At 74.6% G+C, this 17396-nt stretch carries 15 protein-coding genes and 1 riboswitch; of the genes, 5 read left to right on the top strand and 10 right to left on the bottom strand.

Features of this window, described 5'->3' with window-relative positions; genetic code table 11:
* Positions 1–17 precede the first annotated feature (17 nt).
* A complete protein-coding gene (locus tag EDD30_RS35980; RefSeq protein ID WP_071809304.1) occupies positions 18–746 on the top strand; it encodes an ATP-binding protein in 729 nt (242 codons plus the stop codon).
* On the opposite strand, the gene EDD30_RS35975 is transcribed toward EDD30_RS35980, so the two are convergent.
* Both EDD30_RS35975 and EDD30_RS39630 read right to left on the bottom strand, forming a co-directional pair.
* Positions 747–1880: a SigB/SigF/SigG family RNA polymerase sigma factor gene (locus EDD30_RS35975; protein ID WP_071809303.1), complete on the bottom strand. Its 1134-nt coding sequence runs from the start codon at positions 1878–1880 to the stop codon at positions 747–749. It lies immediately after the preceding gene.
* 258 nt (positions 1881–2138) lie between these two features.
* Entirely contained in the window at positions 2139–3641 is a 1503-nt protein-coding gene (locus EDD30_RS39630; RefSeq protein WP_170208306.1) for a hypothetical protein, read from the bottom strand.
* A gap of 1360 nt (positions 3642–5001) precedes the next feature.
* Here EDD30_RS39630 and EDD30_RS39625 point away from each other — a divergent pair.
* On the top strand, positions 5002–5157 hold the full coding sequence (locus EDD30_RS39625; RefSeq protein ID WP_170047512.1) for a hypothetical protein: 156 nt from the start codon (positions 5002–5004) through the stop codon (positions 5155–5157).
* A 473-nt stretch (positions 5158–5630) separates the two neighbouring features.
* A complete protein-coding gene (locus EDD30_RS35960) occupies positions 5631–5882 on the top strand; it encodes a CDGSH iron-sulfur domain-containing protein (protein ID WP_071807929.1) in 252 nt (83 codons plus the stop codon).
* 174 nt (positions 5883–6056) lie between these two features.
* Here EDD30_RS35960 and EDD30_RS35955 read toward each other — a convergent pair whose 3' ends face one another.
* Complete coding sequence (locus EDD30_RS35955) at positions 6057–7010, bottom strand: iron-containing redox enzyme family protein (protein ID WP_071807930.1); 954 nt, start codon at positions 7008–7010, stop codon at positions 6057–6059.
* A 159-nt stretch (positions 7011–7169) separates the two neighbouring features.
* Between EDD30_RS35955 and EDD30_RS35950 the strand changes: the two genes are divergently transcribed.
* The gene (locus EDD30_RS35950; RefSeq protein ID WP_071807931.1) at positions 7170–7712 is read left to right on the top strand and encodes a hypothetical protein; all 543 of its coding nucleotides are present in this window, start codon (positions 7170–7172) and stop codon (positions 7710–7712) included.
* A gap of 25 nt (positions 7713–7737) precedes the next feature.
* Here EDD30_RS35950 and EDD30_RS35945 read toward each other — a convergent pair whose 3' ends face one another.
* Positions 7738–8091 (bottom strand): DUF3817 domain-containing protein, encoded by a 354-nt coding sequence (locus tag EDD30_RS35945; RefSeq protein ID WP_071807932.1) that lies wholly within the window; start codon positions 8089–8091, stop codon positions 7738–7740.
* Between the two features lie 96 nt (positions 8092–8187).
* Here EDD30_RS35945 and EDD30_RS35940 point away from each other — a divergent pair, with 96 nt between their 5' ends.
* Complete coding sequence (locus EDD30_RS35940) at positions 8188–9663, top strand: glutamate-cysteine ligase family protein (protein WP_071807933.1); 1476 nt, start codon at positions 8188–8190, stop codon at positions 9661–9663.
* A gap of 5 nt (positions 9664–9668) precedes the next feature.
* Here the strand turns inward: EDD30_RS35940 and EDD30_RS39620 are convergent, their stop codons facing one another.
* The 6 genes from EDD30_RS39620 to EDD30_RS35910 form a co-directional block, all read right to left on the bottom strand.
* Positions 9669–10058 carry a cobalamin biosynthesis protein gene (locus EDD30_RS39620; RefSeq protein WP_211353769.1) on the bottom strand — a complete coding sequence of 130 codons (390 nt, stop codon included), beginning with the start codon at positions 10056–10058 and terminating at the stop codon, positions 9669–9671.
* Complete coding sequence (locus EDD30_RS35930) at positions 10055–11425, bottom strand: cobyrinic acid a,c-diamide synthase CobB (protein WP_071808201.1); 1371 nt, start codon at positions 11423–11425, stop codon at positions 10055–10057. The genes EDD30_RS39620 and EDD30_RS35930 overlap by 4 nt, the downstream gene beginning before the upstream one ends.
* Entirely contained in the window at positions 11419–12021 is a 603-nt protein-coding gene (gene cobO, locus EDD30_RS35925; protein WP_071808202.1) for a cob(I)yrinic acid a,c-diamide adenosyltransferase, read from the bottom strand. Before cobO ends, EDD30_RS35930 begins: the two co-directional genes overlap by 7 nt.
* Positions 12021–14150 carry a VWA domain-containing protein gene (locus EDD30_RS35920; RefSeq protein ID WP_123678911.1) on the bottom strand — a complete coding sequence of 710 codons (2130 nt, stop codon included), beginning with the start codon at positions 14148–14150 and terminating at the stop codon, positions 12021–12023. Before EDD30_RS35920 ends, cobO begins: the two co-directional genes overlap by 1 nt.
* A 56-nt stretch (positions 14151–14206) precedes the next feature.
* A riboswitch (cobalamin riboswitch) is annotated at positions 14207–14284 on the bottom strand.
* A 75-nt stretch (positions 14285–14359) separates the two neighbouring features.
* Positions 14360–15946, bottom strand: a complete 1587-nt coding sequence (locus tag EDD30_RS35915; protein WP_071804409.1) for a gluconokinase — start codon at positions 15944–15946, stop codon at positions 14360–14362.
* 163 nt (positions 15947–16109) lie between these two features.
* Positions 16110–17393 carry a citrate synthase gene (locus EDD30_RS35910; RefSeq protein ID WP_071804410.1) on the bottom strand — a complete coding sequence of 428 codons (1284 nt, stop codon included), beginning with the start codon at positions 17391–17393 and terminating at the stop codon, positions 16110–16112.
* Positions 17394–17396: the final 3 nt, after the last annotated feature.

Here is a 17396-nt window from a genome sequence, read left to right as displayed (position 1 = left end):
GGCAGGGAGGGACCGCCGTGAGCGTCGAGACGGAGGTGTGCGCGGAGGGAGGGCGCCTGGTCGTCGTGTTCTCCGGCCACCTCGAGCTGCTCAACGTGTCCGAAGTACGCACACAGCTCTTGAAGTGCCTGGCCGAGCAGCCCGACGCACTTCTGCTCGACATATCGGCCCTCGACGTCAGAGAGCCGCTCGCCCTCGCCGTCTTCGCCGCTGTCGCCCGGCAGGCCGAGCGCTGGCCCGGCATCCCGGTGCTGCTCTGCGGCCCGCGCTCCGGCACCCGCCAGTCCCTGCATCTGGCGGCGTACAAGCAGCTGCTCGTCTTCGCCTCGCTCGACGCGGCGCGTGCGGTGCTCGACGACGACCGCCGGGTGCGGCCGAGCCTGAGCGACGAGCTCCTGCCCGTCCGCGGAGCCGCCCGGCAGGCCCGCAACATCGCCACCGAAGCCTGCCTGCGGTGGGATCTGCCCCACCTCGTGGCCCCGGCCAGCCTCATCGCGAGTGAGCTGGTCAGCAACGTCGTCGACCACGCGCACACGATGATGACCCTGCGCGTGACGCTGCGCCGCCGCTATCTGCAGATCGCCGTTCGCGACGGCTCCAGCGAGCCACCGATGCTTCCGACGAGGCCGTCACCGACCGCGCCCGGCGGCCGCGGGCTCATACTGGTGAACGCCAGCGCCCACGCCTGGGACTGGCTGCCCTGCGCCGGCGGCAAGGTCGTCTGGGCCTCGCTGGCGACGAGCTGATCAGCGCCGGGGGTCCATCGCCTTCTGCAGGCCGGAGACGCCGAGAATGCGGGCGACGTAGGGCTGGGCGCCGGTCAGGGCCAGGTCCATGTCGGCCGCGGCGGCGGCCGACGCCGTGTCGAGCAGCACCGAGACCCCGGCGGCGTCGACCAGCGGCACGGCGTTCAGGTCGATCACCAGCCGCTCCCCCGCGGCGGCCGACGAGATCGCGTGGCGCAACGACATCCGCAGGCGATCGGCGGTGTCCCGGTCGACCTCGCCGTGCACCCGGACGGTGAGCACGCCGCCCGCGCGGTCCACCGCGATCCGCATGCCGTGCGCATCCGCGGGACCGCCGGCGCCCTCCCAGCGCGGCGGCCCGTCGCTGAGCATCGCCTCCCGCAGCCACGCCAGCGACCGGCTGAGCAGGCGCGACACGTGCATCTGCGAGATGCCCAGCTCGGTGGCGATCTCGGCCTGGGTGCGGTTGCCGTAGAAGCGCATCGCCAGCATCTGCCGTTCCCGCGGCGGCAGGCGCAGCAGCAGCCCGGCCACGGTGAGCCGGTCGTCGACCAGCTCCAGGTCGCTGTCCGCGCCGCCGATCAGGTCACCGAACTCGGCGGTACCCTCCCCACCCGCCGGGGCGTTCAACGACGACGGCGAATAGCCGGCCGCCGACTCCAGCGCCTCTCGCACGGCCGGCTCGCCCACCCCGAGCCGCTCGGCGAGCTCGGCCGAGGTCGGCGTCCGCGACAACTCGGTGGTCAGCACCATCGAGGCGTGCCCGACCTCGAGACTCAGGTCCTGGATCCGCCGCGGCACGTGCACCCCCCAGGTCCGGTCCCGGAAGTGCCGCTTGATCTCGCCGGAGATCGTGATGACCGCGTACGCCGTGAAGGAGCCGCGCTCGGGGTCGTACCGGTCGATGGCCTTGATCAGGCCAAGACGCGCGACCTGCTCGAGGTCCTCCAGGGCCTCGCCGCGGCCCCGGTAGCGGCGGGCCATCCGGCCGGCGAAGGGCAGGCAGACCCGGGTGAGCCGGTCCCGCAGGACGGCACGTTCGGCGTCCGAGGCCGCCGCCACGCGGGCGGCATAGTCGACCGCCGCGGCGTCCAGATCCTCGAGAACCCGGGACGAGTCCTCCTGTATAGGCATGCCCGTTTCCCTTCGACCGGCACGGTGTGCCCGTGCGCCCGAAACGCCATCGGCCGCACCGGACCACATCCGATGCGGCGATCCGGCGGAGGCCGGCCCGCAGCCGCCTCCGCCGACGCTGTTGCCCCGCACGGACGGCACCGAAACACATCGACCGCGATGGTGACGTTCAGTGTACGACTCGCTACCGATCTCGCCGCCCGCTTGTCACGCGGAGGCGACATCGTGTCGCGCCGCCGAGTGACCGCCGCCGGGGGACTACGGCTGCGGGCGCCGGGGCAGCCCGCTCGGTGCCTCCTCCTCACCGGTCGCGGCGGGCCGCGGCGCGGCGGCACGCTCCCCCTCCGCGGCCGGCATTCTCCCGGTGAGCCCCGACGGCGCCCCTTGCCCGGCTTGCTGCACTCCGGGGCCCGACGGCGCCCCCCGCCCGGGTCCCTGCGCGCCCAGGCCCGACGGCGCCCCCCGCCCGGGTCCCTGCGCACCCAGGCCCGACGGCGCCCCCCGCCCGGGTCCCTGCGCACCCAGGCCCGACGGGGCTCCCGGGCCGCCCAGACCCGACGGGGCCCCTTGGGCGCCTCCCTGCGCGGTCAGGCCCGACGGGGCCGGGTTCGCACCGCCGGCGCCCTCGCCCGTGGCGTGCACCGGGCGGTTGAGCTGGCCCATCTGCGGCGGCTCGAGCGGCGGGCGACCGGGGCGCGGAGCCTGCTGCGGGCGGTTCGAACCGGACGACGCGCCGGGAGCGGCCGCCGGACGGGAGAGCCCGGACGGCGCGCCGGAGCCGGATGTCTCGCGCCCGGGGCCCGGCGCGGCCCGATCCGGCGCGGTGCGGCTCAGCCCGGACGGGGAGTCGCTTCTCGCCGGTGGACGTTGGAAGGCGGACTCCAGGTCCAGGCCGGAAGCCGGGCGGTCCGGTGCGGCCGGCGGCGGGGCGGCGGCCTGCCCGGAAGCAGCCTTCCCAGGCGCAGCCTGTCCGGAAGCCTGGCCGGGGGCCTGCGCGGCGGCCTGCCCTGGACCTGACCGGGCCAGTCCCGACTGGCCCGGCCCCGACTGCCCCAGACCCGACTGGCCGGCGTCCGGCTGAGCGGGTGCGGATTGCGCGAGGCCGGATCGGGCGGCTGCCGGCTGCGGAAGGCCGGAGGGTGCGGTGGCGGGCTTGGCCGGGCCGTCCTGCGGGACCCCGGCGGGTGCGGCCGGGTGGGCCGGTTCGGCGCCGGGCTCGCCGGCGGGCCGGTTGAGCTGTCCGAGCTGCGGCGGTTCGAGCGGCGGGCGGGACGCACGGGCGACCGGGTCGGCGGTGCGGAAGGCGCTGTCCGCAGTCGACGGCGACGGTGTTCCGACTGCCTGCGCCGGCTCCTGGGGAGGCCTGAGTCCCGACGGAGCAGGGCCGGTCGCGGCGGGCGGTGCGGCTGCTTCAGGCGCGGCCTGGCCGGAGGCCGGTTCGCCCCCGGCCAGGCCGGAGACCGAGGCGGTCCGGGTCAAGCCGGAGGCCGAGGCGGTCCCGGCCAGGCCGGAAGGCGAGTCGGCCCCGGCGACGGGTGTTGTCGGGTCGGACACGGCCGGGCCGGGGGTCGGTTCGGCGACGGGCGGCGGCGCTGCGGCAGCCACGGGCGGCCTCGCCGGGCCGGGCCGGGCCGGCGGCGCGGGTTCTTCCGGTGGACGGGCCGACGGGGTGAAGCGGGGTGCATCCAGGGGACGGTTCTGCTGGACGAACAGCGGCGGCCCGAGCAACAGCGGGTCCACGTCCTGCGCTGCGGACGGCATCTGTCCCGGGCCTGGCGACGGGCGCGCCCCAGGCACCGCGGGTGGGGCTCCGGGCGGCAGCGACGGCTGGGCGGCACCACTATGCGCGGCGGCGGGATGTGCGGCGGCGGGATGTGCGGCGGGCGCCATCGAGCCGTTCGGCTGGGTCGGTCCCGGGCGCACGCCCGGCTGGGCGGCAGGCGGCATCGCGGCGCCGGGTGGCGCGGCGGGCGGGCGGGCGCCCGGCCGGCCGGGACCGGGGTGCGCCAGATCCGGCTGGGCGGTGGGCGGAACCGCGGCGCCCGGCCGGCCGGGACCGGGCTGCGCCAGGCCGGACGGCGTGGTGGGTGGGGTCGGGGCGCCCGGCTGCGGCGGCGCGGCTTGCGGGGCGGGCCAGGACGTGGCGGGTGCGGCGCCGGGCGGAGGGCCGGACGGGGTGGGCTGGAGGCCGGAGGAGGCAGGCCGGAGCCCGGAAGGAGCAGGCCTGAGGCCGGAAGGCTCGCCTGCCGGCGACGGTGGAGCGGATGAGTGGGGTGCCGCCTGCGGCGCCGCCGGCGGGGTCGGCTGCCAGGTCGATGACGGCTCGGTTGCCGGCGGCTGGGCCATCGGCGGGCGGGTCGGCGACGCGGGCGATGGACCTGCCGATCCTGGTGGGAGCGCCGTCGGCGGGGATGCTTGGGACGCAGCCATCGGCGGGCGAGCGGCAGGGCCGCCAGGAGCGGCGAGGCCGCCGGGAGGCGCGGGGGCTGCGGGAGTCGCGGGGGTTGCGGGAGAGTCAGAGGCTGGGCGCACAGCGCTCGATGGGGGCATGTCGTGCGGCGGCGGGCGAAGGCCCGACGGCGGGGCCGCCTGGGGGTCGACGACCGGTCCCTGAGCCGGCGGCGAGGATACGGGCGCCGAGAACGACAGGCCGGTCGGCTCCGGCGCGGGACCGGCCCGATAGGGAACGCGGTTATAGGCGGGCGGCGTCAGCGGTTCGGGCGGGGCCGACGCGGCCATCAGGGCCGACGCAGGCCCCCCGTCTCTCGGGTTCAGCGGATCGGACGCGGTCCGCGGGTCCGGCGCCGATGCGGTCCCTGGGTCTGGCGAGGTCAACGAATTCCGCCCGGTCAGCGGGTCCGGCGCAGTCAGCGGGCCCGGCGAGGTGACTGGGCCCGGCGAGGTCAGAGAGTTGCGCGCGCTGGGCGGGTTCGGCGCAGTCAGCGGGTCTGGCGAGGTCAGTGGGTCCAGCGAGGTCAACGGGGTGCGTGCGCTCAGCGGGTCGGTCAGCGGGTCCGGCGTGGTGTGCGGGGCCGATGTGCGAGGGTAAATGGCCGGCTCGAAGGGCGGCGGGGACGGTGAGTCGGCCGGGGATGCATAAGCCGGAGTCGGCAGCGGTTCCGTGGGGAGCGGGAACGACGGCGAGCCGCCCGGGACGTCGGCCGGCGGGAGTGCGGGCGCCGACGCGTACGGGGAGAACGACGACGCCGACGGGGGCGTGGCCGGCGTGGCGGTGGGGAGCGGGGGGAGGTCGGTGCTCGGTGCGGACGGCGAGTAGGTGGGGGCCGGGTTCGGGGGCATGGCGACCGTGGCCTGCTGGATGGCTGCCGCCGGGAGTCCGAGTGGGGAGGCGCCGGGGCCGCCTCGGGCCGCCGCGATCAGGCCGGAGCTCTCCGCCAGGCCCGCCGCGGCGACGACCTCGGCCGCGGCCCGGCCGGCGGTGCACGGCAGGGCCTCGCCGCAGACCGGGCAGATGGTGATGCCGTCGTGCGGGCCCCGGCCGCCCGCGTGCGCCTGGACCATCTCCCACGCCGTGCGTGCGAGCACGCTGTCCGGATTAACGTACTTCATGCCGACCAAGGCCATGCCGTTCCACCCCCGTAGCTCGCCTGCGACAGGCGTTCACGCTCAAGTTCACCGTGAACCGCGCAGCTCCGGGCCGCTTTCGCCCAATCGGTAGACGGACGGGGTCAGGACCACCACCGGTCGGCGGCTGTTTCCCTGCGCCGGGTTGCGGGCAACCGCTGCGGCATGACTGTTGCGCCCGAGACCGCCGATGAACACGGCGCGGTCGTCGTTCCCTACGAGGACGGCCCGTTGCTGCTGCGTGGCACCTTCACCCTGCGGACCCCGGACGGGCAGATCATCGATCCGGGCCGGGCCACGGTGGCGCTCTGCCGGTGCGGCAGATCGGCCATCAAGCCCTTCTGCGACGGTACGCACAAGGCCGTCGGCTTCCGCGCCGGAACCGGCCGCGACAAGCCCGGCCCCCGCGACCGTTAGCGAGGCGAGAAACGCCGAGCCGGAAGGCTGCACCGGGCCCCGGGCCGGGAAGCTGCGCCGGCCCGAGCCGGAAACCGGCGGCCCCGAGCCGGAAACTGGCGGCCCCGAGCCGGAAACTGGCAGCCCCGAGCCGGAAACTGCGGGCTGAGCCGGAAGGCTGGGCGGTCGTGCCGGTCACTCGCGCAGTGACGACTCCCCCGCCTCCCAGCGGGACAGGACGTACTCGGCCCAGCGGTCCTCGAGCGCGAGCGCGCAGCGGGCGCCGAAGAGCACGTCGGCGGCCAGCGCGGGCTCGGCCGCGCAGAAGGAGCCGCACATGTCGAACGCGGCGATCTGCTCGTGGACCGCGTCCGCCTCGACGTGCTCGTCGTAGAAGCGGGTCGCCTTCTCGTCGCCGCCGAGGCGGCGCAGGCCGTTGCCGTAGGCGCGGTTCGGGCCGGTCGAGGTCATCTCGTACGCGGCCAGGTGCCCGAGCAGTGCCCCGCGCCGTCGGCGGTGCAGGCCGAACAGCGACATGAGGTTGTTGTTCGCCAGCGTCTGCCAGGGCACCACCTCCACGTACGCCCCGTAGGTGGTGTCGAGCCCGAGCGCGCTCATCGTGTCCTTGAACATCTCCTGGTGCATGCGCCGGACGACGCCTGCGCCGTACTCGTCGATCTGGACCTCGATGAGGGCGGCCTTGGCCGCGCCGCCGAGCCGGGGTATCGCGAAGGTGTGCGGGTCCGCCTCGCGGAGGTGGTAGATCGACCGGTGGGTGGCGAACTCCCGGAACTGCTCGTAGGTGGCGCGGCGGCGCACGTAGCCCGACAGCGACGACCCGCCGGTCTCGCTCGTCATGGCGGTCAGGGTGTGCGGCACGTCGCCGGTGATCTCGGGTACGGCAAGCCGGCGGAGCTCGGCCTCGAAGGCGGCCTCGAGGCGTGCCCGCAGGCCGAGCAGGCCCGGGTGCCATTCCCAGGTGTCGTCGACGCCGTCCCAGCCGCGGTAGTGCAGCTCGTAGAGGACGAACAGGCTCAGGTGCAGGTCGTCGTCCGACCCGGCGTCACCGGCGGTGAAGGCGTGCGGCGCCTGGGCGAGCGCGGTGATGACGGCGTCCGACACGGGGCCTCTGGGAGAGGGAAGTTTCATGCGCCACTTCCTGATCGAGGGGGTTCGGACCGCAGGGTTTCCCGGTCCGTTGTCCGCCAAACGATCGAGATCACGCGTGAACGTGAGGCGAGATTTCACTCACTGTGGTCGCACTATCGCTCTTCGTACCCTGAAGGCACCCCCCAGGAGGTGGTCCCCATGGATGACTCCGATCTGTTCCGCGAACATGTGCTCCGGCATGCCGGGCCCGTCATCACCGGACGGCTCCTCGGCTTCCAGGCCTCGTACACCCGCGAGGTCAAGGTCGGCAAGCCGCTCGTGATCCTCGTCTTCCTGACCGCGTCCGTCGCCCACGCGCTCGGCTCACTGGTGATGGCCGCTGTGCGCGGCGGGGGCCGCGGTGCCGCCCGCCGCACGCTCAAAGATCTGAAGAAAGGCCCCGAATACCTGGTCACCCCGGTACGGCTGCGCGACGACCTGGGCCAGGTCTACGAGGTGGAGATGCACGGCCAGCTCCCCCAGTCGGCGCTGCACCGCGGGGATCTGGTGCAGGTGCGCACGGTGCCGCAGAAGGACCCCGATCTGCCGGCACGGCTGCACCAGGTGATCAACCTGGAGACGCTGCAGCCGTACACGCCGCGGATTCCCACGATGTGGTCGCACCTCGGCCCGGGACTGCTGATTCAGGCCGCGCTCGGCCTGACCGTGACCGCCGCCGTGGCCGCCGCCTGGATGAGCTGAGCCCGCCAGAGCGACACAGCAGCGATCAGTGTCGATGCTGGGTGACTTTCTGTAAAGTACCGGTGACGGGATCCGCTGCCGTCGTCCGCACCAGACCCTTCGCGCGCGCCCAGCGCTCGAAGACGACGGTGGCGAACGGCGGCACGGAGCTCGCCAACGCCAGCAGCGTCACCCACCATCGCCAGCCGCCGGCCCGGGCCTGCACCACCGTCACGCCGAGGTACGCCACGAACAGGGCCCCGTGGACCGGACCGGCGATCTTCACCCCGATGTCGTCGTGCACGACCACGTACTTGAAGAACATTCCGGTGAGCAGCAGCGCCCAGCTCACCGCCTCGGCGATTGCGACGGTCGCGAAGAGGGCAGGTATGCGGCGCACGCGCGAACCTCCTGGTGACGAGTCGGCGCGTGCCGTCGTGCGCCGAGGGGCGGACTGGCAGATCATAGTCGTGGGCTCGCGGAAGGGCGGTGCGCGGTGGGCGAAGAGGTCGAGCGTCGGGAATTCTCCCGCGAGGACCGGACCAGGTACCGGCACAAGATCCGCCGCAGTCTCGACGTCTTCGCCTCGATGCTGCGCGAGTCGCGCTTCGAGTTCGAGCGGCCGCTGACCGGCATGGAGATCGAGCTCAACCTCGTCGACGACAACGCCGACCCTGCGATGCGCAACGCCGAGGTGCTCGCCGCGCTCGCCGACCCCGACTTCCAGACCGAGCTGGGCCAGTTCAACATCGAGATCAACGTGGCGCCGCGGCGGCTCTCCGGCGAGGAGAACAGCGATCTCGAGCGCGAGCTGCGGGCCAGCCTGAACAACGCCGAGCAGCACGCCCGCGGCGTCGGCGCGCACATGGTCATGATCGGCATCCTGCCGACGCTGCGCCGCGAGCATCTCACCGGCGACACGCTGTCGGCCAACCCGCGCTATGCGCTGCTCAACGAGCAGATCTTCGCCGCCCGCGGCGAGGACCTCGACATCCGCATCGACGGCATCGACCGGCTCGCCGTCACCACGGACAGCATCGCACCGGAGGCGGCCTGCACCAGCACCCAGTTCCACCTGCAGGTGAGCCCGCACCAGTTCGCCGCGTACTGGAACGCGGCCCAGGTGATCGCCGGGGTGCAGGTCGCCCTCGGCGCGAACTCGCCGCTGCTGTTCGGGCGGGAGCTGTGGCGAGAGACCCGCATCCCGCTGTTCGAGCAGGCGACCGACACCCGCTCGGAGGAGATCCGCGCCCAGGGCGTACGCCCCCGGGTGTGGTTCGGCGAGCGCTGGATCACCTCGGTCTTCGACCTGTTCGAGGAGAACGTGCGCTACTTCCCGGCGCTGCTGCCGATCTGCGACGAGGAGGACCCGGAGCAGGTCCTGGAGAGCGGCGACATCCCGCAGCTCAGCGAGCTCCGGCTGCACAACGGCACGGTCTACCGCTGGAACCGCCCGATCTACGCGGTGGTGAAGGACCGGCCACACCTGCGCGTGGAGAACCGGGTGCTGCCGGCCGGCCCGACGGTCGTGGACACCGTGGCCAACGGCGCGTTCTACTACGGCCTGGTGCGGATGCTGGCCGAGGCGGACCGTCCGGTCTGGACCCAGATGTCGTTCAGCGCGGCGGAGGAGAACTTCCACTCGTGCGCCCGGCACGGCATCGCCGCCTCGGTCTTCTGGCCCGGGCTCGGCTACGTGCCGGTGTCGGAGCTGGTGCTGCGCCGGTTGCTGCCGCTCGCCCACGAGGGCCTGGAGAAGTGGGGGGTGTCGCAGCCGGAACGCGACCGGCTGCTCGGCATCATCGAGCAGCGCTGTCTCACCGGCCGCAACGGCGCCACCTGGCAGGTCGAGACGCTGCACGCGCTGGAGGGCGACGGGCTCGATCGGCAGGGCGCCCTGCACGAGATGCTGCGCCGTTATCTGCCGCCGATGCACGAGAACGTGCCGGTGCACGAGTGGCCGCTGCCCTGACGGGATCAGCCGGTAGCGCTCTGCGCGATGGCGACGGTGACGTGCCCCAGCACCCGCTTGGGCAGCAGCAGCACCGCGCCCCGACCGGCCGCCCTGAGCGCGGCGGCCTCGGCGACACTGGGCACACCCGCGGCCGCGGCCACCCGGACGGACGGGTGCGGCACCTCGACACCGGCGAGCAGCTCGGGCGCGAACAGCACCAGCGGCCACCCGCGGCGGGTGGCGACGGGCTCGACGAGCCGCGCCCGGCGGTCGAGGGTGGCGATCGCGGCGACGCGGGCCACGGCGAGCCCGGCGAGCGCCAGCGCGGCGTCGACCGCGTGGTCCAGCGCCGCCGCCGGCACGCCGGAGCGGAGACCGACGCCGAGCGTCACCGGCGCGGAGGTAGCCGTCACGCCGGGGCGGGAACGGCCGCCGCGGTCGCGACCAGCCGGTGGGCGAGCGCCTTCTCGGCGGCCCAGTGCAGGTGCAGGTAGGAGGCGTGCAGACCGGGAGTCGCGAAGCCCTCCGGGTCCGCCTCCCGCCAGGCCCAGGCCGCTCCCCCGGCCGGTTCCAGCAGCAGACCCGAGCGTGGGTGGACGGTGGTGCGGTGGAACTCGTGGCCGGTGATCCGGGCACCCGCCGGCAGCAGCGGGCTGTCCGTCAGGGCCACCGCGTCCCGGTAGCCGAGCGTCAGGGTGCGCGTCATCGCGGCTTCCGCGTCCAGGACGCCGCACATCGGGGCGCCGTCCAGGCTGCGGCAGAGCCACAGCAGGCCCGCACACTCGGCGACGATCGGCCGGCCCGCCGCCGCCAGCGACGCGACCTCCCGGCGCAGCGGCTCGTTGGCGGAGAGCTCCGCGGCGTACACCTCCGGAAAGCCGCCGCCGACGACCAGCGCGCGGGTGCCCGCCGGCAGGGCCTCGTCGCGCAGCGGGTCCACCACCACGACCTCGGCGCCCGCGCCGGCGAGCAGTTCGGCCGTCTCGGCGTACGCGAAGGTGAACGCCGGACCACCGGCGAGCGCGACCACCGGACGGCCCGGCACCGGCGCCTCGGCCTCCGGGGTCCACGCGGTGGCCCGCAGCGGCGGCGCCGAGCGGGCGAGCGCCAGCAGCGCGTCGAGATCCACCGAGGACTCCACGAGGGCCGCCAGGGCCTCCACCGACGCGAGCGCCTCGGCCCGACGCTCGGCCGCGGGTACCAGGCCGAGGTGCCGTGACGGGGCCTCGACGGCGTCGGCGCGGCGCAGGGCGCCCAGGACCGGGGTGCCGACCTCCTCGCAGGCCTCCCGCAGCAGCGCCTCGTGCCGGTCCGAGCCGACCTGGTTGAGGATGACGCCGCCGAGGCGTACGGTGCCGAAACTGCGGAAGCCGTGCACCAGCGCGGCCACCGACCGGCCCTGCGCGGCGGCGTTGACGACCAGCACCACGGGGGCGTCGAGCAGGCTCGCCACGTGCGCGGTGGACCCGGTGTCGCCGGCGCCGGTGCGCCCGTCGTAGAGGCCCATGACGCCCTCGACCACGGCCAGCTCCGTGCCGGCCGAGCCGTGCGCGAAGAGCGGCCCGATCAGCTCCTCGCCCACCATGACCGGGTCGAGGTTGCGTCCCGGCCGTCCGGCGGCGAGCGCGTGGTAGCCGGGATCGATGTAGTCCGGCCCCACCTTGAAGGGCGAGACCGGCAGACCCCGGCGCGCGTACGCCGCCAGCAGGCCGGTGGCCACCGTGGTCTTGCCGTGCCCCGAGGCCGGCGCGGCGATGACGATGCGGGGTACGGTCACCACTCGATGCCCCGCTGGCCCTTGCGGCCCGCGTCCATCGGGTGCTTGACCTTGGTCATCTCGGTGACCAGGTCGGCCGCCGCGAGCAGGTCGGGATGGGCGTCGCGCCCGGTGATGACGACGTGCTGGGTACCGGGGCGGGTCCGCAGGGTCTCCACCACGTCGGCGACGTCGACCCAGCCCCACTTCATCGGATAGGTGAACTCGTCGAGCACGTAGAACGTGTGCGTCTCGGCGGCGAGGTCGCGCTTGATCTGGGCCCAGCCCTCGGCCGCCTCGGCGGCGTGGTCGCGCTCGGTGCCGGCCCGCTGGATCCAGGACCAGCCCTCGCCCATCTTGTGCCAGGCGACCGGCGCGCCGCCGCTCACCTGGCCGAGGGCCTTGAGCGCGGCCTCCTCGCCGACCCGCCACTTCTCGCTCTTGACGAACTGGAAGACGCCGACCGGCCAGCCGGCGCTCCACGCGCGCAGTGCCATCCCGAACGCGGCGGTGGACTTGCCCTTGCCGTGTCCGGTGTGGACGGCCAGGACGGCCTGGCGGCGGCGCTGGCGGGTGGTGAGCCCGTCGTCGGGAACCGTGGTGACCTGTCCCTGCGGCATCAGGCGGCGCTCCTCGAGAATCCGCTCGCGGCCAGGGCCTCGAGCGGCATGACGTCGGCGTTCAGGGCGGCGGCCAGGCGGCGGGCCAGGCCGAGACGGACGGGTCCGGACTCGCAGTCGACCACGACGGTCGCCACGCCGGCCAGCGCGGGCGCGAGGCGTACGGGGTCACCCCCGCTGGTCGCCCGTCCGTCGGTGACCACGACCAGCAGCGGCCTGCGGCGCGGGTCGCGGCGGCGTTCGGTGGCGATGGTCGCGGCGGCGGTGCGCAGCCCGGCGGCCAGCGGGGTACGCCCCCCGGTCCGCAGGCTCGCCAGGCGCAGCACCCCCACCTCGTGGCTGGAGGTGGGCGGCAGCACCTGCTCCGCGGCGGACCCCCGGAACGTGATCATCCCGATCCGGTCGCGCCGGTGGTAGGCGTCGCGCAGCAGCGACAGTACGGCGGTCTTGACCACGGTCATCCGCTTGCGGGCCGCCATCGACCCGGAGGCGTCGACGACGAACAGCACGAGGTTGGCCTCGCGTCCCACGTGTACGGACTCGCGCAGGTCGCACGGCCGCACCCCGGCGAGGGCGCGAGGCGAGGGGACTCCGCGGGTCGGGTGCGCCGCGGTCGTGCCGAAACCGCCGCGGTGCAGCGCTGCCCGCAGGGTCGCCGGCAGGTGCGGGGCACCGGAGAGCTTGCCGCGCGGCACGCGAGACCCGACCACGCGACCCCGGCGGGCGAACGCGGGCGACCGGCGGCCGGCATGGCCGCCTTCGCCGCGCGCACCGATCCGCAGTGTCCGCGGCCGGTAGGCCGCGCCGGCCTGCGCCAGGCCGCCGGAGGCCGACGCCTGGCGCGGCTCGCCGCCATCCGCGGCCTGCTCGTCCGACCGCTGGTCCCGAGGGTCGACGCCGCTATCCGGCGTGCGTCCGTCCGGCCCGTTGTCGGGCCCGGCGCCGGGACCGCCGCCGTCGGGGCCGCCGGGGCTGTCGTCGCGGCCGCCGCCGTCCGGGCCGCGGGGGCTGTCGTCGCGGCCGCCGCCGTCGGGGCCGCGGGGGCCGCCGTCGGGGCCGGCGTCGTCGGGACCACCGTCGGGTTCCGGTGGGGGCGGCGGGTCGCCCGGGTCGTCGTCCCCGCCGGCCTGCTCGAGGGCTTCTTCCAGGCGCTGCTCGTCGGTGCCGGGCGGGTCCAGGGGATCCTTGCGGCGGCGATGCGGCAGCGCGAGCCGGGCGGCGTCGCGGACGTCACCGGCCGTGACCCGGTCGCGGCCGTGCCACGCCGCCAGGGCGACCGCGCAACGGGCCACCACGATGTCGGCACGCATGCCGTCGACGCCGTAGGCCAGGCAGACCCGGGCGATGCGGTCCAGCTCGGCGTCCGGCAGCGCCACCGAGGGCACGGCCGCGCGCGCCGCCACGATCCGCGCCGCCAGGGCACTCTCGTCGGCGGTGAAGCGGGCGGCGAAACCCTCCGGGTCGGCCTCGTAGGCGAGGCGCCGCCGGACGACCTCGGCCCGCTGTACCGCGTCGCGGGGCGCGGCCACGGTGACGACCAGGCCGAACCGGTCGACGAGCTGCGGGCGTGGCTCGCCCTCCTCCGGGTTCATGGTGCCGACCAGCAGGAACCGGGAGGCGTGCTTGACGGACACCCCGTCGCGCTCGACGTGGGCGCGGCCCATCGCCGCCGCGTCCAGCAGCAGGTCCACCAGGTGGTCGGGCAGCAGGTTGACCTCGTCGACGTACAGGGCGCCCCGGTGCGCCGTCGCGAGCAGGCCCGGCTCGTACGCCTTCACGCCGTCGGCCAGCGCGCGCTGAATGTCGAGGGTGCCCACCACGCGGTCCTCGGTGGCACCCACGGGAAGCTCGACCAGGGCGGCGGGCCGGTGCCCGCGCGGCGCGCCGACCTCGTGCGGACCGTCGGGACAGCCGGGATCGGGCGCGGCCGGATCGCAGGCGAAGCGGCAGCCGCGCACCACGTCGACCTCGGGCAGCAGCGCGGCGAGCGCCCGCACGACGGTGCTCTTGGCGGTGCCCTTCTCGCCGCGGACGAGCACCCCGCCGACGGCCGGTGACACCGCCGTGAGCAGCAGGGCGAGGCGCAGATCGTCGAGGCCGACGACGGCGGAGAACGGGTACGGCGTCACGCCACGGTCCTTTCCGCGGGTGTCCACGCCCGCGTGGGCAAGGGTGAGAGCGGCCGGAGTCTCCTGACTCCCGGGCACACCACGATGGCCCGGTCACAGTGGCGGGACCGTCCCGGACTCGCACCGGGTTCCTCCGCTACCGCTCGCCGGTCACTCTGTCGCACCGCCGCCCGCCCCGTCAACGCGGGTCGTCGTGGCCAAGCTCACCTTCACCGGGAGGTGTCGGTTCCCGGGGCGCCGACCGCCTTCTCCGTGTCCGGCAGCGGGGAGGGTGCCAGCCTGTCCAGCTCGGTCACCACGTCGGTGACGGCGAGCGCCGACCGCTCCACCAGGGGCCGCAGCCGCCGGTAGAGCGCCGCGTCCTGCGGGTCCGGCCGGGTGTGCCGGGTGATGTCCACGAGGGAGGCGGCCCGGTCCAGGTCCGGCAGGCCGCCGATCGCGTGCAGGCCCAGCAGGCATGCGCCCAGGGCGGTGCCCTCCGGGGTGTCGGCGATCGCCACCGGCAGGTCCAGGGCCGCCGCCAGCACGCCGATCCACAGCCCGGAGGCGACCGCGCCGCCGGTCGCCCGTACCTCGCGCATCTCGACGCCCTCGGCGGCGAAGGTGTCGCGGACCAGGGCCAGTTGCTGGCAGACCCCCTCGACCGCGGCGCGGACGAGATGGGCGCGACCGTGTTCGCGGCGCAGCCCGAGGTACGCCCCGCGCATCCCGCCGCGCCACCACGGCGCACGCTCGCCGAGCAGGTACGGCAGGCAGAGCAGCCCGTCGCTGCCCGGCGCCACCGCTGCCGCCTCGACCAGCAGCGCGGCGTCGCGGGTGTCGGCGTCCTCGCCCTCGGCCGCCGGGCGGTCGATGCCCTCGGCCATCGTCCGACCGGCCCAGCGGACCACCGACCCGGCGTTGTTGACCGCGCCGCCGAGCACCCAGCGGTCCTCGGTGAGGGCGTAGCAGAACAATCGCCCCGCCGCGTCGGCCGTGGGCGCACCGACCACGGTCCGCAGCGCCCCGCTGGTGCCCAGCGACACCGCGGCCACCCCGGCGGGGGTGGCGCCGACGCCGAGGTTCGCCAGTGGCCCGTCGGCGGCGCCGATGATCAGCGGGGTGTCCGGCGGCAGCCCGGCCGCGGAGGCGACCTCGGCGCGCAGCGTCAGCACGGTGGTGGTCGGCACCACCTCGGCGAGCCGGCCGGCCTCGATGCCGGCGATGTCCAGTGCCTCCGGATCCCAGCGGCGCTCGTGGATGTCGTACAGCCCGGTGCCGGAGGCGACGGAAAGGTCGACCAGGAATCCCTCGCGGGCGAGGCCGCCGAGCACGATCTCCTTGACGCCGCCCCAACGCGGGGTCTCCCGCAGCGTCGCCGGGTCGTGGGCACGCCACCAGGCCAGCTTCGCCAGCGGGGCCATCGGGTGCACGGGCGTGCCGGTGCGCGCCTGCAGAGCCTTGGCGCGGCCGGAGGCGGCGATCTCCTCGCTCTGCCGCGACGAGCGGTTGTCCGCCCAGGTGATCACCGGCCCGGTGGGATGACCGCCGGCGTCCATCGGGGCGAGCCCGTGCAGGAAGGCGCTGAGGCTCACCGCGAGCACCCGGTCGCCGCGCTCGTCACACGCCCTCGCCACGGCGACGAGGGCCTGCACCGCGGCGTCGCGCAGCAGCCCGGGGTCGAGCTCGGCGCGGCCGGGGCCGGGCACCGACAACGGATAGTGCACGCTGGTCAGGGCGCGCACCTCGCCGTCGAGGCCGGCCGCGATCGCCTTGGTGGCGGTGGTCCCGGTGTCGATCCCGATGACGACGTCCATGCATCCTCCCCCGGCGCGGCGCCTCGGACGAGGAACATGCCCGATCGGGCGCCGACTCATGCCCCGCCGTCCCGCTCGTCCACAGTGGTCCGTCGCCGGACGGGCCGGGAAACGCACTCGGCCGCCCCGGCGAGGCCGGGGCGGCCGACGAGCGAAACGGAACTCAGCGCTCGGTGATCGGCACGAACTGCCGCTCCGCCGCGCCGGTGTAGAGCTGGCGGGGACGACCGATCTTCGTGGTCGGGTCGGCCATCATCTCGCCCCACTGCGCGATCCAGCCGGGGAGCCGGCCGAGCGCGAACAGCACGGTGAACATCTTCGTGGGGAAGCCCAGGGCCTTGTAGATCAGGCCCGTGTAGAAGTCCACGTTGGGGTAGAGCTTGCGCGAGACGAAGTAGTCGTCGGCGAGGGCGATCTCCTCGAGCTGGAAGGCGATCTCCAGCAGCGGGTCCGGCCGCTCCAGCGTGGCCAGCACCTCCTGCGCCGCCTTCTTGACGATCGCGGCCCGCGGGTCGTAGTTCTTGTAGACCCGGTGGCCGAAGCCCATCAGCTTGACGCCCTTCTCCTTCGCCTTGACCCGGCGAACGAAGGACTGGACGTCGCCACCGTCGTTGCGGATCTGCTCGAGCATCTCCAGCACCGCCGAGTTGGCGCCGCCGTGCAACGGGCCGGACAGCGCGTTGATGCCCGCGGCGACCGAGGCGAAGAGGTTGGCCTGCGCGGAACCGACCAGGCGCACCGTGGAGGTGGAGCAGTTCTGCTCGTGGTCGGCGTGCAGCACGAAGAGCATGTCGAGGATCTTGGCGATCTTCGGGTCGACCGGGTACTCGACCGTGGGCAGCCCGAAGGTCATGCGCAGGAAGTTCTCGACGTAGTCGAGCGAGTTGTCCGGGTACGGCAGCGGGTGGCCGATCGACTTCTTGTACGCGTACGCCGCGATGGTCGGCAGTTTCGCCATGAGCCGGATCGCGGAGATCTCGACCTGCTCGGGGTCGGTCGGGTCGAGCGCGTCCTGGTAGAAGGTCGACAGCGCGGTCACCGCCGAGGACAGCACCGCCATCGGGTGCGCGTCGCGGGGGAAGCCCGAGAAGAAGGCGCGCATCTCTTCCTGCAGCAGCGTGTGCACGCGGATCTTGTCCGCGAACTCCGCGAGCTGCGCCGGCGTCGGCAGCGCGTCGTGGATCAGCAGGTAGGAGACCTCCAGGAAGGAGGCCTTGCCCGCGAGCTGCTCGATCGGGAAGCCCCGGTAGCGCAGAATGCCGGCATCACCGTCGATGTAGGTGATCCCCGACGCGCACGATGCCGTGTTGACGAAGCCCTGGTCCAGGGTGACGTAACCGGTCTCCTTGAGGAGGGCGCTGATCTCGATTCCACCCGGGCCTTCGACCGCCGGGCGCACCGGCAGGGACAACTGGCCACCGGGGTGGTCGAGCTTGACATCCGTCATCTA

The organism is Couchioplanes caeruleus (assembly GCF_003751945.1).
GTDB lineage: Bacteria > Actinomycetota > Actinomycetes > Mycobacteriales > Micromonosporaceae > Actinoplanes > Actinoplanes caeruleus.
This window is presented reverse-complemented; position numbering and strand designations above follow the sequence as displayed.

Excerpts from the sequence above, each read along its gene's own strand:
- EDD30_RS35960 (WP_071807929.1), top strand. The coding sequence starts at position 5,631 with ATGACTGTTGCGCCCGAGACCGCCGATGAACACGGCGCGGTCGTCGTT.
- cobO (WP_071808202.1), bottom strand. The coding sequence starts at position 12,021 with ATGCCGCAGGGACAGGTCACCACGGTTCCCGACGACGGGCTCACCACC.
- EDD30_RS35955 (WP_071807930.1), bottom strand. The coding sequence starts at position 7,010 with ATGAAACTTCCCTCTCCCAGAGGCCCCGTGTCGGACGCCGTCATCACC.
- EDD30_RS35975 (WP_071809303.1), bottom strand. The coding sequence starts at position 1,880 with ATGCCTATACAGGAGGACTCGTCCCGGGTTCTCGAGGATCTGGACGCC.
- EDD30_RS35910 (WP_071804410.1), bottom strand. The coding sequence starts at position 17,393 with ATGACGGATGTCAAGCTCGACCACCCCGGTGGCCAGTTGTCCCTGCCG.
- EDD30_RS35915 (WP_071804409.1), bottom strand. The coding sequence starts at position 15,946 with ATGGACGTCGTCATCGGGATCGACACCGGGACCACCGCCACCAAGGCG.
- EDD30_RS39630 (WP_170208306.1), bottom strand. The coding sequence starts at position 3,641 with ATGCCGTCCGCAGCGCAGGACGTGGACCCGCTGTTGCTCGGGCCGCCG.
- EDD30_RS35950 (WP_071807931.1), top strand. The coding sequence starts at position 7,170 with ATGGATGACTCCGATCTGTTCCGCGAACATGTGCTCCGGCATGCCGGG.